This window comes from Kribbella polygonati (assembly GCF_050320105.1).
In the GTDB taxonomy this organism is placed as follows: Bacteria; Actinomycetota; Actinomycetes; order Propionibacteriales; family Kribbellaceae; genus Kribbella.
On record NZ_CP190129.1, the window covers coordinates 5899089 to 5913279 of the forward strand.

15 protein-coding genes and 1 tRNA gene are annotated in these 14191 nt (G+C 69.1%); 13 read left to right on the top strand and 3 right to left on the bottom strand.

The window, feature by feature from the left end:
• Positions 1 to 116 precede the first annotated feature (116 nt).
• Positions 117 to 2537: a transglycosylase domain-containing protein gene (locus tag ACQHIV_RS27835; protein ID WP_427886569.1), complete on the top strand. Its 2421-nt coding sequence runs from the start codon at positions 117 to 119 to the stop codon at positions 2535 to 2537.
• A gap of 74 nt (positions 2538 to 2611) precedes the next feature.
• On the opposite strand, the gene ACQHIV_RS27840 is transcribed toward ACQHIV_RS27835, so the two are convergent.
• Positions 2612 to 3079: a GatB/YqeY domain-containing protein gene (locus ACQHIV_RS27840; protein WP_427886571.1), complete on the bottom strand. Its 468-nt coding sequence runs from the start codon at positions 3077 to 3079 to the stop codon at positions 2612 to 2614.
• Between the two features lie 26 nt (positions 3080 to 3105).
• Here ACQHIV_RS27840 and ACQHIV_RS27845 point away from each other — a divergent pair, with 26 nt between their 5' ends.
• The 10 genes from ACQHIV_RS27845 (at position 3106) to ACQHIV_RS27890 (ending at position 10760) form a co-directional block, all read left to right on the top strand.
• Entirely contained in the window at positions 3106 to 4041 is a 936-nt protein-coding gene (locus ACQHIV_RS27845; protein ID WP_427886573.1) for a metallophosphoesterase, read from the top strand.
• Between the two features lie 24 nt (positions 4042 to 4065).
• Positions 4066 to 4142 (top strand) — tRNA-Pro (locus ACQHIV_RS27850).
• A gap of 68 nt (positions 4143 to 4210) precedes the next feature.
• Entirely contained in the window at positions 4211 to 5515 is a 1305-nt protein-coding gene (locus ACQHIV_RS27855) for a J domain-containing protein (protein ID WP_427886575.1), read from the top strand.
• Positions 5516 to 5519: 4 nt separating this feature from the next.
• Entirely contained in the window at positions 5520 to 6149 is a 630-nt protein-coding gene (lipB, locus tag ACQHIV_RS27860) for a lipoyl(octanoyl) transferase LipB (protein ID WP_427886577.1), read from the top strand.
• A gap of 9 nt (positions 6150 to 6158) precedes the next feature.
• Positions 6159 to 6596 carry a hypothetical protein gene (locus ACQHIV_RS27865; protein WP_427886579.1) on the top strand — a complete coding sequence of 146 codons (438 nt, stop codon included), beginning with the start codon at positions 6159 to 6161 and terminating at the stop codon, positions 6594 to 6596.
• Positions 6589 to 7287 carry a carbohydrate-binding family 9-like protein gene (locus tag ACQHIV_RS27870; protein ID WP_427886580.1) on the top strand — a complete coding sequence of 233 codons (699 nt, stop codon included), beginning with the start codon at positions 6589 to 6591 and terminating at the stop codon, positions 7285 to 7287. The genes ACQHIV_RS27865 and ACQHIV_RS27870 overlap by 8 nt, the downstream gene beginning before the upstream one ends.
• 45 nt (positions 7288 to 7332) lie before the next feature.
• The gene (locus ACQHIV_RS27875; RefSeq protein WP_427886582.1) at positions 7333 to 8268 is read left to right on the top strand and encodes a tetratricopeptide repeat protein; all 936 of its coding nucleotides are present in this window, start codon (positions 7333 to 7335) and stop codon (positions 8266 to 8268) included.
• Between the two features lie 111 nt (positions 8269 to 8379).
• Entirely contained in the window at positions 8380 to 9141 is a 762-nt protein-coding gene (locus tag ACQHIV_RS27880) for a CoA transferase subunit A (protein ID WP_427886583.1), read from the top strand.
• Between the two features lies 1 nt (position 9142).
• Positions 9143 to 9772 carry a CoA transferase subunit B gene (locus ACQHIV_RS27885; RefSeq protein WP_427886585.1) on the top strand — a complete coding sequence of 210 codons (630 nt, stop codon included), beginning with the start codon at positions 9143 to 9145 and terminating at the stop codon, positions 9770 to 9772.
• 82 nt (positions 9773 to 9854) lie between these two features.
• Positions 9855 to 10760 (top strand): carbohydrate kinase family protein, encoded by a 906-nt coding sequence (locus tag ACQHIV_RS27890; RefSeq protein WP_427886586.1) that lies wholly within the window; start codon positions 9855 to 9857, stop codon positions 10758 to 10760.
• Here ACQHIV_RS27890 and ACQHIV_RS27895 read toward each other — a convergent pair.
• Positions 10717 to 11397: an SDR family NAD(P)-dependent oxidoreductase gene (locus ACQHIV_RS27895; protein ID WP_427886588.1), complete on the bottom strand. Its 681-nt coding sequence runs from the start codon at positions 11395 to 11397 to the stop codon at positions 10717 to 10719. The two genes, ACQHIV_RS27890 and ACQHIV_RS27895, sit on opposite strands and share 44 nt — an antisense overlap.
• 34 nt (positions 11398 to 11431) lie before the next feature.
• Positions 11432 to 12100 (bottom strand): NUDIX hydrolase, encoded by a 669-nt coding sequence (locus ACQHIV_RS27900; RefSeq protein ID WP_427886590.1) that lies wholly within the window; start codon positions 12098 to 12100, stop codon positions 11432 to 11434.
• Between the two features lie 78 nt (positions 12101 to 12178).
• Here ACQHIV_RS27900 and ACQHIV_RS27905 point away from each other — a divergent pair, with 78 nt between their 5' ends.
• Positions 12179 to 13201: an SPFH domain-containing protein gene (locus tag ACQHIV_RS27905; protein WP_427886592.1), complete on the top strand. Its 1023-nt coding sequence runs from the start codon at positions 12179 to 12181 to the stop codon at positions 13199 to 13201.
• Positions 13198 to 14073 (top strand): hypothetical protein, encoded by an 876-nt coding sequence (locus tag ACQHIV_RS27910; RefSeq protein ID WP_427886593.1) that lies wholly within the window; start codon positions 13198 to 13200, stop codon positions 14071 to 14073. Before ACQHIV_RS27905 ends, ACQHIV_RS27910 begins: the two co-directional genes overlap by 4 nt.
• Positions 14074 to 14191: the final 118 nt, after the last annotated feature.

A 14191-nucleotide genomic window follows, 5' to 3' on the forward strand; every position in this document is an offset into this window, starting at 1 on the left:
CCGGGCGTGTCGCCCGGGCCCTTGTCCTCCTTTTGGATGAACTTTGTCCAGCGGCTGTGACTGAACTCATAGGCGTGGCCGTAACCCAAACGGCCGATCCCGTAGTCTCTATAACCATGCGCGTCAGGGAAAAGGGCGACCGGGGAGTCGTCCAATCTGTGGTTCTGTTCCTCGGGGTGAGCGTGCTGTCGGGGGCGTTGGCTGCCGGTCTCGCCGTCCCGTTCGCCGGCCTCGCCGGATTCACCACGGAGAAGACCTCCGCGACGCTGCAGGACCTGCCGCAGCAGTTCGACGAAGTACCGCTCAAACAGAAGAGCACGATCCTGGCCGCGGACGGCTCGGTGATCGCGACCCTGGCCGAGCAGAACCGGGTCCCGGTGAAGCTCAAGGACGTCGCGCCGATCATGCAGAAGGCCATCGTCGCGATCGAGGACGACCGGTTCTACGAGCACGGCGCGCTGGATGCGAAGGGCACGCTCCGCGCCTTGCTGCAGAACCAGTCCGCGGGCTCCGTGCAACAGGGCGGTTCGAGCATCACCCAGCAGTACGTGAAGATCAGCCTGGTCGAGAAGGCGAAGACGCCGGAGGAGGTCGCCGCCGCGACCGCCGACTCCTACCAGCGCAAGATCGCCGAGCTGCGCTACGCGATCGCGGTCGAGAAGCAGTACTCGAAGAACGAGATCCTCGAGAAGTACCTGAACCTGGCGAACTTCGGCGACGGCGCCTGGGGCATCCAGGCCGCCGCCCAGCACTACTTCTCGGTGAACGCGTCCCAGTTGACGCTCCCGCAGGCCGCGATGCTGGCCGGCCTGGTGAAGAACCCGACCGGTTACGACCCGACCAACTATCCGAAGCGCTCCAAGGAACGCCGTGACGTGGTCATCCGCCGGATGCTCCAGCTGAACGTCATCTCGGTCGCCCAGGCCAACTCGGCCCTCAAGACCCCGGTCATCGACCCGAACAAGGTCCGCCCGAACAATCTCGGCTGCGCCAACGGGCCGTACCCGTTCTACTGCGAGTACGTGGTCGGCGAGCTCGAGAACAACCCGGCCTTCGGCAAGTCCAAGACCGACCGCTTGAACTACCTCAAGACCGCCGGTCTCACGATCAAGACCTCGCTGGACCCGAAGATCCAGGCCGACGCGCAGCGCTCGATCGACACTCACTCCAAGCCCACCGACGACGCGATCGCCGCGATCACGATGGTCGAGCCGGGCACCGGACTGGTGAAGGCGATGGCGCAGAGCGTGAAGTACGGCAGCGGACGCGGCCAGACCGCCTACAACTACAACGCCCCCAAGACGTACCAGGGCGGCTACGGCGGCTTCCAGAACGGCTCGACGATGAAGGCGTTCACGATCGCCGCCGCGATCCAGGCGAAGATCCCGCTCAACTACAAGATCAACTCTCCCAGCCCGCTGGACATGGGCGGGATGAAGTACACGACCTGTGACGGCCCGCGGAAGATCCCGGCCGGTTACGCGCCGAAGAACTCGACGAAGAACGTGCCGGACCCGACGATGATCGAGGCCGCGCAGAAGTCGACGAACACCTACTTCCTGCAGCTGTCACTCCGGGTCGGCCTCTGCCCGATCGCCACGCTCGCGGGCAAGTTGGGCATGTACGACGCCCAGACTCTCGGTCCGCTCGACCAGGTCGCGTCGATGACTCTCGGCGTCGGCTACATCTCCCCGCTGCAGCTGGCGAATGCCTACGCCGCCTTCGCCGCACGGGGTATGTACTGCACGCCGTGGTCGATCACCTCGGTCAAGGACGCGGCCGGCAAGCCGGTCAACATCCCGGGCGCGAACTGCAAGCAGGTGCTCGAACCTGGGGTCGCCGACGGCGTCAACGCCGTCCTGCACCAGGTGATGGAGACGGGCGGCACGGGTAGCAAACTGAAGTTCGGGTCCAGTGACCTGGCTGGTAAGACCGGAACCATCAACGAGGCCAAGGCTGTCTGGTACTCCGGCTACTCGACCAAGCTCGCAGCGGCCGCGACCGTGGCCGATGCGTCTCTGCCCTACAAGAAGCTGATCGGCCAGACCCTCAACGGCCAGACGATGGGCGACGCGTCCGGTTCCGGGACCGCCGGGCCGATCTGGGAGGCGGCGATGCAGGCCGCGCTGCAGGGGACGCCGACCACGCACTTCGTGGCGCCGTCGGACAAGACTCAGCGGGGAGACGTCACGGATCTGCCGTTCGTGAACGGGATGAACCCGCAGGACGCGTCCAACAAGCTCAAGCAGATGGGCTTCCAGGTCGCCATCGCCTCCGGCACGGTCAACTCCCAGGAGACCGCCGGCACCGTCGCCTACACCGACCCCCGCCAGCGCGACGGCGCCCCGGCCGGCTCTCTGGTCACCATCTACATCTCCAACGGCGGAGGCAAGAACCAGCCGGGCTCGACCAACACCCCGACACCCCCGAAGACCACCACGACCATCAACCCGAACTGCCCACCGTGGAACCCGAAGTACCCCAACTGCGGTGGGGGCGGAGGCGGCGGTGGTGGTGGCGGCCGCGGTCACGGCTAAGCGAGAAAGGGCCTCGTCCGGCGACGGACGAGGCCCTCTTCGTTGCGGACGCCGAGCCGGCGCTTCACGTTCGTTCAGGCGCCGAGTTGGCGCTTTACTTCGGCGGAGACGACCGCGCCGTCGGCCTTGCCCTTGACCTTGGGCTGGAGGGCGCCCATGACCTTGCCGATGCCGCGGGGGCCGAGTTCGGCGGCTCCGGTGGCGGCGATGGCTTCGGTGACGAGGGTCTTGATCTCGTCCTCGGTGAGTTGTTCGGGGAGGTACTCGGCGAGGATGTCCGCCTCGGCCTGTTCCTTGTCGGCGAGTTCGGCGCGGCCGGCGTCGCGGTAGGCGATGACGGACTCGCGGCGCTTCTTCGCCTCGGAGCTGAGTACGTCGACGACCTCGGCATCGCTGAGCTCGCGGGCCTCCTTGCCGGACACCTCCGCCTTGGTGATCGCGGTGAGCGCCATCCGCAGCGTCGACTTGCGGATCTCGTCGCGCGCCTTGAGGGCGGCGGTCATGTCGTCGTGCAGGCGCTGCTTCATTCCGGAGTTGGACATGACCATGATTGTGGCAGGCTGGAGAAATGAGTATCGCGAGGACCGCCCTCAAGACCACTGGCGTGGTCACAGCTCTGGGCGCCGCCTGTGTCGCGTATGCGGCCGGGATCGAGGTGCGCTGGTACACGCTGCGCCGGTTCACGGTGCCGGTGCTGCCGGAGGGGAGCGCGCCGCTCAAGGTGCTGCATCTGTCCGACCTGCACCTGATGCCGGCGCAGGAGCGGAAGATCCGCTGGGTCAACGACCTCGCCGCGCTGGAGCCGGACTTGGTCGTCAACACCGGCGACAACATCTCCAACGAGGAGTCGGTCCGCCCGCTGCTGCGTGCGTACGGCGACCTGCTCGACCTGCCCGGCGTGTTCGTTTTCGGCTCCAACGACTACTGGAAGCCGCACTTCAAGAACCCCGGGAAGTACCTGCTGCCCGCGAACAAGCAGCGGCACAAGCCGCACGGCCCGGACCTCCCGTTCGAGGAGATGCGCCGCTCGTTCACCGGCGCCGGCTGGACGGACCTGAACAACGCGAAGGCAACGCTGAAGGTGAACGGCCTGCGCCTGGACTTCGCCGGCACCGACGACCCGCACATCAAGCGCGACCGGTACGACGAGGTCGCCGGCGAGGTCGACCCGGCGGCGGACCTGTCGATCGGCGTCACGCACGCGCCGTACCAGCGGGTGCTGAACGGGTTCGTCGGCGACGGGTACCCGCTGGTCCTCGCCGGGCACACGCACGGCGGCCAGCTGGCGGTCCCGGTCTACGGCGCGCTGGTGACCAACTGCGACCTCGACACGTCCCGGGTGAAGGGCCTCTCGACCTGGGGATACAACGGCCGCCAGGCCGATCTGCACGTCTCGGCAGGCCTCGGTACGTCGCCGTACGCGCCGGTCCGATTCGCCTGCCGACCGGAGGCGACGCTGCTCACTTTGGTGCCCCGGATTAACCCGATTTCGTCCGGACGCTGAGCCCATGTAAGCTACTCGCGACTTCGGGCTGTGGCGCAGCTTGGTAGCGCGCTTCGTTCGGGACGAAGAGGTCGCAGGTTCAAATCCTGTCAGCCCGACCACCATTGAGGGTCAGTCACTGCGGTGACTGGCCCTCAGTGCGTTTCGGACGTGTCGCGGAGGTGCGGGGTTGAGCGGGGCCGACCACTACGAGGTGCTGAACGTCGAGCGCTCGGCCAGTGCGGCGGAGATCAAGTCGGCGTACCGGAAGATGGCCCTGAAGGTGCATCCGGACCAGGGCGGCAACGCGGCGCTGTTCCGGCTCGTGCAGGAGGCGTGGACCACGCTCTCGGACCCGGCGAAGCGGGCCGCGTACGACCGCTCCCTCGACGGCCACGCGACCCCGCCGCGGCCCCGGCACCCCGAGCCGCCGCGGCAGCCGAAGCCTGATCCCGAGCCCCAGTGGACGTGGTCGACCGATCAGCCGTGGTCCAGCGAACCCTCCGGCCCGGACCCGGTGCGCTCGGACGGCGCCGGCCCAGTGCTGATCTACCCGACCTTCGGCCAGTGGCGGATCCCCGCACTGGTGGCGCTGGTGTGCTTCACACTGTTGGTCGCTTGGATCGTGGTCACCAGCGGAGTCGGCTTCTGGGACATCGTCTTCGATGTCGGGTCCGCCGCGATGGTGTTCCTGGCCCTGCCTCCGCATTGGACCAGGCGGGTGCCGCTCCACGGCCTGTTCAAGGTGATCGGCGGCCTCACGGCCGTCTTCTACCTGCTGATGCTGATCCTGAGCCTGTCCACAGCACACAAAGGCAGCACGCTCGAGCGGCTGGTGCTCGGCGCGATCTGCGGCGGTCTCGTGATCACCCGGTTCATCACCGGCCGTTGGTCGAAGTACCACGAACTGGACGTCGCGATCGACCGGGAGGCGGCGTTCGAGTTCAACCTGTGGGGCAAGCCGGGTGAGCCGCTCGTCGCGGACACGCTCGCGGCGTCGATCTCGCCGTACGACGTGATGCTCCACCGACGTACGGCGAAGCTCTTGGACCCGGTGCTGACCGCGTTGCCCGGTGCGAAGCTCGTCAACGGGGCGCAGCTCGGGGCCATGGTTGTCGACCACCTGCTGCTGAACGGCCATCGGGCCGCGTTGATCGTCTCGATCGTCGGCCCGGGCGGGACGTACTCCCTGGACGCCTACGGGGGCCTGCAGCTCAACGGGCAGCCCTGGGAGAGCCCTGCGCCCGCTCTTGAGGCTGCTGTCGAGTCCTGGCGCGGCCGGCTGCGTCAGGTCGACGTACGCGGCTTCCTGGTCATTCACCCGGACACAGGCGCCACCGTGCGGACCCAGGACCGTGCTGACGCCAAGGTCACCTGCCTGGCGGCACGGTCCGCCGCACGTGAGCTGCACGCGTGGCTGCAGCCGGAAGGCAGCAAGGTCTACCGCCAGGTGCTGTACGACATCCTGCACCGCGCACCGTACGGCCTAGTGTGAAGGCATGCAGCGGGTTGATCTCGGTGAGGTGGAGTACGACGTCGCGGCGAAGAACATGCGCGGCTGGGTCGAGGAGCGCGTCGAGGGGAAGGCCGAGGACCGGCTGTTCCTGCTGAGCCATCCCCCGGTGATCACGTACGGCCCGCGGACGATCCTCGACGACCTGCCCGTGGAGGCGGCCGGGATTCCCACGGTGGAGGTCGACCGGGGCGGCTTCGCGACGTACCACGGTCCCGGCCAACTCGTCGGGTACCTGGTCGTCGACCTGCACCGGCGCGGCCCGGTCGACATCGTGCGCTGGGTCGAGAACGGGCTGATCGAGGCGCTCGGCTCGCTCGGGTTCCCGCTGGTCCGCCGGGACACGCCGAAGGGCGCGAGCAGCCTGGTCGGCGTCTGGACACCGGACGGGCGGAAGCTGTGCTCGATCGGGATGCGGATCCGGCGCGGCGTGACCAGCCACGGGTTCTCGGTGAACGTCGCCCCGGACATGACCGTTTTTCACACGTTCACGAGCTGCGGCCTGCAGGACGTGACGATGGTCTCGCTCGCGGAGCTCGCGGCCGAGCGGGATATCGCCGTACCGAGTGAAACCGACGTGCGCGATGCCATCGCTAACTCTCTGGGAGCCCGATAACCTGCGGCAATGAGCCAGGAGGAGGACGACGAGGCCGCCGAGCAGCGTTCGCGGCGGTACGACGCGCCGCCGTTGCCGCCGGCACTGATTCTGGCCGTGGTCGGGCTGCTCTGCGGGTTCGCGACCATCGCCGGGGTCTGGCTGGGCGAACGTGGCTGCGAGCGGTTCCGCGACACCACGAACTGCGGCGCGCTCGGCCTGCCGCTGCTGGTGCTGATCGTGGGCGTGACGATGGTGCTCGGCGGGCTCACACTGAGCCGGCTGGCGATGCCGCACCCGCGGCTGATCCCGTTCCTCGGCGTGGCCTTCATGGTCGCGCTGGTTGTCGCGTTCCTGACCGGCCACCTCGACTCGCCGTGGATCATCGCCGCCGTACCGGTGCTGACCGCGGTCACCTTCCTGCTTGCCAATCTCGTCGCCCGACTGCTGGAGCGTGCCGATGCCTGACCTGCCCGTCTACGAGTGCCGCCGGACCCCCACCGCGCCGAACCTGGACGGCACCCTGACCGACCCGGCCTGGGCGTCCGCCGCCTGGACCACCGACTTCGTGCCGATCGCGGACGGCCCGGCGCCGCGGTTCCGGACCCGGTCGAAGCTGATGTACGACGACCGGTACCTGTACGTCGGCGGCGAGCTCGAGGAGCCGCACGTCTGGTCGACGATGACCGAGCACAACAGCCGGCTGTATTTCGAGAACAACTTCGAGCTGTTCCTCGATCCGGACGGTGACGGGCAGAACTACTACGAGTTCGAGATCAACCCGCTCGGCACGATCTGGGAGCTCACGCTGCCCAAGCCGTACGTCGACGGCGGCGTCCCGATCGACCCGACGAACCTGCCCGGCCTGCGGACCGCGATCCACGTCGACGGCACGCTCAACGACCCGTCGGACACGGACAAGGGCTGGACGGTCGAGCTCGCCGTACCGTGGGCGGACCTGGCGGCGTACAACCAAGGCCGCGCCACGCCCCCGAACCCCGGTGACGAGTGGCGGATGAACCTGATGCGCTGCCAGTGGCCGCACGAGGTCGTCGACGGCGCCTACGTGAAGGGTGAGGAGATCGAGTTCTGGGTCTGGTCACCGCAGGGAATCGAGGACATGCACCAGCCGTCCACCTGGGGCGTGCTGCGTTTCTAGGGCCCCGTGACACGGCGTTAACACGACCGGGAGACAATGAAGCACGTGAACTTGGGGGGCTCCGGCGAACCACACGGGCTGGAGGCGGACCAGGTCGTCAGCGCGATCGAACGCGCGTGCGAGAGCGACCTGCGGACCGCCCTCCGGCTGGTCGCGCGCTATTCGGCGTACTGGTGGTCGCACGGGCTCCAGGACGAGGCTGCGGCGGCGGCCGAGCGGGTGCTCAGCATGCTCGGCCGGACCGTCCCGGTCGGCCTGGACGAGGAGTACCTGCTGGCCGTGATCCACGGCGCCGCGTCCGCGGAGCAGGAGCAGGTCGAGCTCGCGCAGCAGATCGTCCTGACGACCACAGCGCCGTTCCAGTACTCCGTGACCGTGCTGCTGTGGTCACTGGTCTTCGGGCCGTTCGAGCCGGCCGCCGTGGTCGACGAGGTGCTGGAGCGGAACGAGAGCGGCGACGCGTGGACCCGGGCCGCCGTTGAGCTGTGCCGCGGGTACCCGGGTCTTACGACGCCAGGGCCTCCCGGTGAGGCCGCACAGGCGCTGCGTACGGCGCTGGGGCGGTTCCGGATGCTGGAGGACCGCTGGGGCATGTTCCTGGCGCTCAGTGCGCTCCGGCAGGTCGTGGACGAGCCTCTGGACGCCACTACCGAGGCCCTGGAGCTGGCAGAGCACCTGTGCCTCACCGAGGAGACTGCGCTACTGCTGTGCGAGCGTGCTGAGCTCTACCGGCGGCTGGGCAAGCTGGAGGACGCTCACGAGGACTACAGCCGCGCTTTGTCGATCGGTGAGCACGCGGACCTTCCGGAGACCGTGGCAGCCGCCCGGATCGGGCTGGGGCGGGCCTTGCGCGGTTCAGGGAACCTCCCGGCGGCGCGGGCGCACCTGTCCGCCGTACTGACGATCCCTGAGCTGCCTGACGCGCACTTCGAGGCGCTGCACGAGCTGGCCGCGCTGAACGCGTCCGAAGCGTCGGCGTAGTACCCCTGGGGATATCGCCCGGCGCGACTGTGGGGTCAGCCACATCGCGGCGAGGTGCGGCGCTGGTTAGAGTCGGAGCGAATCGGGACCGACACTGCAACGGAGCAGCTGATGGACAAGACGTACGGGTCGCCGCAGGAAGCGGTGGCGGACATCGAGGACGGGGCCAGCCTCGCGGTCGGCGGGTTCGGGTTGTCCGGCAACCCGATGGAGCTGATCAGGGCGCTGCACGACAAGGGGGTGTCCGGACTCCGCGTCGTGTCGAACAACTGCGGCGTCGACGGCTGGGGACTCGGCATCCTGCTCGGTGACAAGCGGATCGCCAAGATGACCTCGTCGTACGTCGGGGAGAACAAGGAGTTCGCCCGGCAGTTCCTGTCCGGCGAGCTGGAGGTCGAGCTGACGCCGCAGGGCACGCTGGCCGAGAAGCTCCGCGCGGGCGGCTGCGGGATCGCCGCGTTCTACACGCTGGCCGGCGTCGGCACCCAGGTCGCCGAGGGCGGGCTGCCGCAGCTGTACAACGCCGACGGGTCGGTCGCGAAGGCGTCGGAGCCGAAGGAGACCCGGGAGATCAACGGGACGATGTACGTCCTGGAGGAGTCGATCACCACCGACTTCGGGCTGGTGCACGCGCTCAAGGGCGACACCCACGGGAACCTGGTGTTCGACCGCAGCGCGCGGAACTTCAACCCACTGGCCGCGATGGCCGGCCGGGTGACGATCGCGCAGGTCGAGGAGCTGGTCCAGCCTGGTGAGCTGGACCCGGACTCGATCCACCTGCCGGGCGTCTACGTCCAGCGTGTCGTTGCCGTCGGCAAGGACATCGAGAAGCCGATCGAGAAGCGTACGGTCCAGCCGCGGAAGGATGCCTGAGATGCCGTTGACGCGTGAGCAGATGGCGGCCCGGGCCGCGGCCGAGCTCGAGGACGGGCAGTACGTGAACCTCGGCATCGGGCTGCCGACGATGGTGCCGAACTACATCCCGGACGGCGTCACGGTCGTCCTGCAGTCCGAGAACGGGATCCTCGGCGTCGGGCCGTACCCGGTCGAGGGCGAGGAGGACCCGGACCTGATCAACGCCGGCAAGGAGACCGTCACGACGCTGCCCGGGGCGTCGTTCTTCGACTCGGCGCTGTCCTTCGGGATGATCCGCGGCGGCGCGATCGACGCCGCGATCCTGGGTGCGATGCAGGTGTCCGCGACCGGCGACCTGTCGAACTGGATGATCCCCGGCAAGATGGTCAAGGGGATGGGCGGCGCGATGGACCTGGTGCACGGCGCCAAGAAGGTGATCGTGCTGATGGAGCATGTCGCGAAGGACGGCTCGCACAAGATCCTCGCGGAGTGCGACCTGCCGTACACCGGCCGCGGGGTGGTCAACCGGATCATCACCGATCTCGCGGTGCTCGACGTGACCGACGACGGGCTGCAGTTGGTCGAGCTCGCCGAGGGAGTCACATTCGACGAGCTGCAGGAGAAGACCGGGGCACCGATCAAGCAGTAGCACTCCGGGGACTGACAGTGCACGGCTGTGGACTGTCAGTCAGCTGGCGAAAGACACCTGTGATCCTTGGCGAAAGTCGGGTATGACGGGACCCGTGGAGTTGGATGTGCTGGTCATCGGCGGGGTAGGCATCGACACGATCGTGCGGGTGCCGAGCCTGCCGTTGGCGGATGTGGACACGGTTCCGGGCGAACCGATCGAGACGTACCTGGCGCACACCGGGCACGGGGTCGCGCTCGGCTGCCACCTGCTCGGGCTGAACGCCGGGCTGGTGGACGTGATCGGCGACGACCCGGAGGGCGCGCGGATCCGGCGTACGTACGCCGAACTCGGGATCCCGTTGCGCGTCGTGCTGCACCCGAGCGGCACCCGCCGGTCGGTGAACCTGGTCGCCCCGGACGGCCGCCGGCTGTCGATGTACGACGCCCGGCACCCGGCCGGCCTGCGCGTCGACCCGGACCTCTGGCGGCCGCTGATCCGGCGCGCCGAGCACGTACACGTCTCGATCATGGACTTCGCCCGGGACGCGCTCGGCGACGCGATCGCCGCGGACCGCTCGATCTCCACCGACCTGCACGACTGGGACGGCCGCAACGACCACCACAAGGACTTCGCGACCGCATCCGACATCGTGTTCGTCTCGAAGGCCGCACTCCCGGACGACGGCGTCGAGTGGATCCTCGCGAACGGCCGCGCGGACGTGGTGGTCGCGATGGCCGGCGCCGACGGCAGCTACCTGCACCTCCGCGGCGAGAAGGTCCGGCACTTCCCCGCCATCGACCTCCCCGACCGCCCCGTCGTCGACACCAACGGTGCCGGCGACGCCTACGTAGCCGCCTTCCTGGCCCTCTACCTGGACGGCGCCTCGTGGCACGAGGCAGCCCAGGCCGCAACCCTCGCCGCCTCCTGGGCCTGCACGAGCGCCGGCACCCACACCAACCTGATCACCGCGGAAGAGCTAGCTGTTCGAACGCGAAAGCTCGGATGAAGCAGTCCCGCGGCTGACCCACCGCGAACAGCACACACTCGACCACCGACGCGGCCGTCAACTCGCACCCACTCTCCCGCGGCCCGTCCTGCACGAAGTCGGGCGGGAACAGCGAGATGACCCGGATCCCCTCCGGCCGCAGCCGTTCGGACAGGATCTCGGCGTACCCGGCCTGCGCGTGCTTGGCGGCGTAGAACGCGCCATGCGCGTCTGAGCGATGCTGACCGACCTCCCCGGCCGCCGAGATCAGGTTGACGATGTCAGCTGCAGCAGAAGCCCTCAGCAGCGGCAGTAGGCGCTCTGTAAGCAGCACGGTCCCCGCGGCAGCGCCGGCAATCGTCTCGCTGATGTCCTGCGGATCAGCCTGAGGCCCCAGGTAGCGAGCGCCGCTGTTCACGAGTACGTCGAGCCGCTCGACCTCCAGTCGCTCGATCGACGCGGGATCGGCGAGATCGAGTACGGCGGGAGCCGCAAGGCCGCCCGTGGCCCGGATCAGCGCGGCCGTCTCCTCGGCCGCGGCCGCCGTACGGGCGGTGGCGAGGACGTGCGCACCGCGGGCGGCGAAGGCGAGCGCGAGCAAGCGGCCGGTGTCGCGGCCGGCTCCGGTGACGAGGACGTGGCGTCCGGCGAAGGTCATGCGGGACACGCAACCACCTGCAGTGGACTGGAGGTCAACGGGTCATCGGTGGGTGGAGGGTCGTGGCCGTGCCGCGGTGGAAGAGTTGGGCGGGGCGACCGCCGTCGCGGGTTGTGGTGGTTCCCAGGGGTGCGACGAAGTCGGGGGTCTTGGTGACCTTGCGGTGGAAGTTGCGCGGGTCGAGCGGGATGCCCCAGACGGCCTCGTAGACGCCGCGCAGCTCGGAGATCGTGAACTCCGGCGGGCAGAACGCGGTCGCGAGCGGCGAGTACTCCAGCTTCGCCCGGGCCCGCTCCACCGCGTCGGCGAGGATCCGCCCGTGGTCGAACGCCAGCTCGCCGCCCTCCCGTACGTCGATCCAGCCGGCGGACGCCGCGTCCGAGCCGGCTACCGGGGCGGGCAGATCCGGGACCAGCGCCAGGTACGCGACGCTGACGACCCGGCCGCGCGGGTCGCGATCGGGAGCGCCGTACGTCGCCACCTGTTCGAGGTGGATCCGCTCGGTGGACAGGCCGGTCTCCTCCGCCAGTTCCCGGCGTGCGGTCGCCTCCAGGTCCTCGTCCGGCCGGACGAAGCCGCCGGGCAGCGCCCACTGCCCGGCGTACGGCGGGATGCCGCGACGGATCAGCAACACCTGCAGGCGACCGTCGCGGACGGTCAGGATGACCAGGTCGGTGGCCAGGCCCAGCGGCACGAAGTCCATGCCGCCCACTCTAATCGTCACCTTGACGAGAAGTCACCTCGACCCTTATCGTCATAGTGACGACAAGGAGAGCAAGAGATGGCAGACATCACCCGGTTCGGCTTCATCAGTCACCTGCGGGCCAACCCGACCACCCACGTGCGGCACCTGCGGAACGGCAAGCTCGCGCACGACGGCGCCGGCCAGGCGTTCTGGTTCAGGGCGCTGAACTCGTCGCTGAGCGAGGTCCCGGTCGACGACCGCGAGCAGCCGCTGCTGTTCCACGGGCGGACACAGGACTTCCAGGACGTCGCGGTGCAGGCGACCGTCACGTACCGGGTGATCGACCCGGCGCTGGCCGCGAGCCGGCTCGACTTCGGCATCGACCCGACCAGCGGGCAGTGGCGGTCCACGCCGCTGGAGCAGCTCGGCGGCCTGCTGACCGAGCTGGCCCAGCAGACCGCGCTCGATCTGCTGGCCCGGATGTCGCTGACCGAGGCGCTGTCCGAAGGCATGACCGCGCTGCGTACGGCGGTCGGCGCCGGGCTGCGCACGGACGAGCGGCTCACCGGGCTCGGCATCGGCGTCGAGGACGTCCGGGTGGTCGCCGTACGGGCGGAGCGGGACGTGGAGAAGGCGCTGCAGACGCCCACCCGCGAGATGGTGCAGCAGGCGGCGGACAAGGCGACGTACGAACGGCGCGCACTCGCCGTCGAACGCGAGCGGTCGATCGCGGAGAACGAGCTGCAGAACCAGATCGAACTCGCCCGCCGCGAGGAGCAGCTGGTCAACCAGCGCGGTCAGAACGAACGCTCCCGCGCCACCGAGGCCGCGGCCGCCGGCCAGATCGAGACCCAGGCCGCGGCCGGCCGGCAGCGCGCGCTCGCGGAGGCCGAGGCGGATGCGAAGCGCGTGATCGGTACGGCGGAGGCAGCGGCCGAGAAGGCGCTGCTGGACGCGTACGCCGAACTCGACCAGGGCACAATCCTCGCGATGGCGATCAAGCAGGGCGCCCTGCCGGAGATCGGCACGCTGAACCTGACGCCCGACCTGATCACCCCGCTGCTGACCAAGCTGACCGCCGGGGAGCAGCCGCCCCGGACTGCAGGGGGCGCCGAATGAGCCTCCCACCCCGCGCGGTGATCGTGCATCGGGCAACCGAGCTCACCGAGTTGATCGCCCGGCACGGGACGCGGCAACAGGCCGGGTTCTTCCTCGCCGGCCGCGGGCGGGACCTGGCCGAGTTGGACGTGCGGCACCAGGCGCAGCAGGACGCGCTCGCCACGGTGTCGGCGGCGATTCCGCTGGACTGGCGGCGAGCGGTTGCCGAGCGCAACGACCTCGACCGGTTCGGGTTCGGCCCGGAGGACGTGGTGATCGCGGTCGGGCAGGACGGGCTGGTCGCGAACGTGGCGAAGTACCTGGACGGCCAGCCGGTGATCGGGATCAACCCCGAGCCGGCCCGCAACCCCGGCGTACTCGTCCCGCACGAACCCTCGGCGATCGCGGGCCTGCTCAGGTCACTGAATTGCGTGGAACGCACAATGGTTGCCGCGAGCACCGATGACGGGCAGCAACTGCTGGCGCTGAACGAGGTGTACGTCGGCCACCACAGCCACCAGTCCGCGCGGTACAAGCTCGCGCCACCGGACGGGCTGCCCGAGCGGCAGTCGTCGTCCGGGATCCTGGTCGGCACCGGCACCGGGTCGACCGGCTGGTGCCGGTCCGCCTGGCAGGAACGCCGGAGTCCGTTGGTACTGCCAACGCCGACGGATCCGGTGCTGTGCTGGTTCGTCCGCGAGGCCTGGCCGTCACCGGCGACCGGTACGGACAACACCGAAGGGTTGCTCAAGGCACCGGACTCGCTGACGATCACCGCCGAGTCGGACCTGGTGGTGTTCGGAGACGGCATGGAGTCCGACACCTTGAGCGTGGGCTGGGGTCAGCGGATCGAGGTCGCCGTCGCGGACGTGAAGTTGCACCTCGTACTCTGAATCGTCGCGTGCCAGGCGTCGTACAGCCGCCGCGCCGAGCCGCCGATCGGGCCGACCGCGTCGAACACCGCCGGAGCACCCCTCCGGCGTCAACCTCCCGCGCGCCGACGAAGTCGGC

Excerpts from the sequence above, each read along its gene's own strand:
- ACQHIV_RS27835 (WP_427886569.1), top strand. The coding sequence starts at position 117 with ATGCGCGTCAGGGAAAAGGGCGACCGGGGAGTCGTCCAATCTGTGGTT.
- ACQHIV_RS27840 (WP_427886571.1), bottom strand. The coding sequence starts at position 3,079 with ATGTCCAACTCCGGAATGAAGCAGCGCCTGCACGACGACATGACCGCC.
- ACQHIV_RS27845 (WP_427886573.1), top strand. The coding sequence starts at position 3,106 with ATGAGTATCGCGAGGACCGCCCTCAAGACCACTGGCGTGGTCACAGCT.
- lipB (WP_427886577.1), top strand. The coding sequence starts at position 5,520 with ATGCAGCGGGTTGATCTCGGTGAGGTGGAGTACGACGTCGCGGCGAAG.
- ACQHIV_RS27865 (WP_427886579.1), top strand. The coding sequence starts at position 6,159 with ATGAGCCAGGAGGAGGACGACGAGGCCGCCGAGCAGCGTTCGCGGCGG.
- ACQHIV_RS27870 (WP_427886580.1), top strand. The coding sequence starts at position 6,589 with ATGCCTGACCTGCCCGTCTACGAGTGCCGCCGGACCCCCACCGCGCCG.
- ACQHIV_RS27880 (WP_427886583.1), top strand. The coding sequence starts at position 8,380 with ATGGACAAGACGTACGGGTCGCCGCAGGAAGCGGTGGCGGACATCGAG.
- ACQHIV_RS27885 (WP_427886585.1), top strand. The coding sequence starts at position 9,143 with ATGCCGTTGACGCGTGAGCAGATGGCGGCCCGGGCCGCGGCCGAGCTC.
- ACQHIV_RS27890 (WP_427886586.1), top strand. The coding sequence starts at position 9,855 with ATGACGGGACCCGTGGAGTTGGATGTGCTGGTCATCGGCGGGGTAGGC.
- ACQHIV_RS27895 (WP_427886588.1), bottom strand. The coding sequence starts at position 11,397 with ATGACCTTCGCCGGACGCCACGTCCTCGTCACCGGAGCCGGCCGCGAC.
- ACQHIV_RS27900 (WP_427886590.1), bottom strand. The coding sequence starts at position 12,100 with ATGGACTTCGTGCCGCTGGGCCTGGCCACCGACCTGGTCATCCTGACC.
- ACQHIV_RS27905 (WP_427886592.1), top strand. The coding sequence starts at position 12,179 with ATGGCAGACATCACCCGGTTCGGCTTCATCAGTCACCTGCGGGCCAAC.
- ACQHIV_RS27910 (WP_427886593.1), top strand. The coding sequence starts at position 13,198 with ATGAGCCTCCCACCCCGCGCGGTGATCGTGCATCGGGCAACCGAGCTC.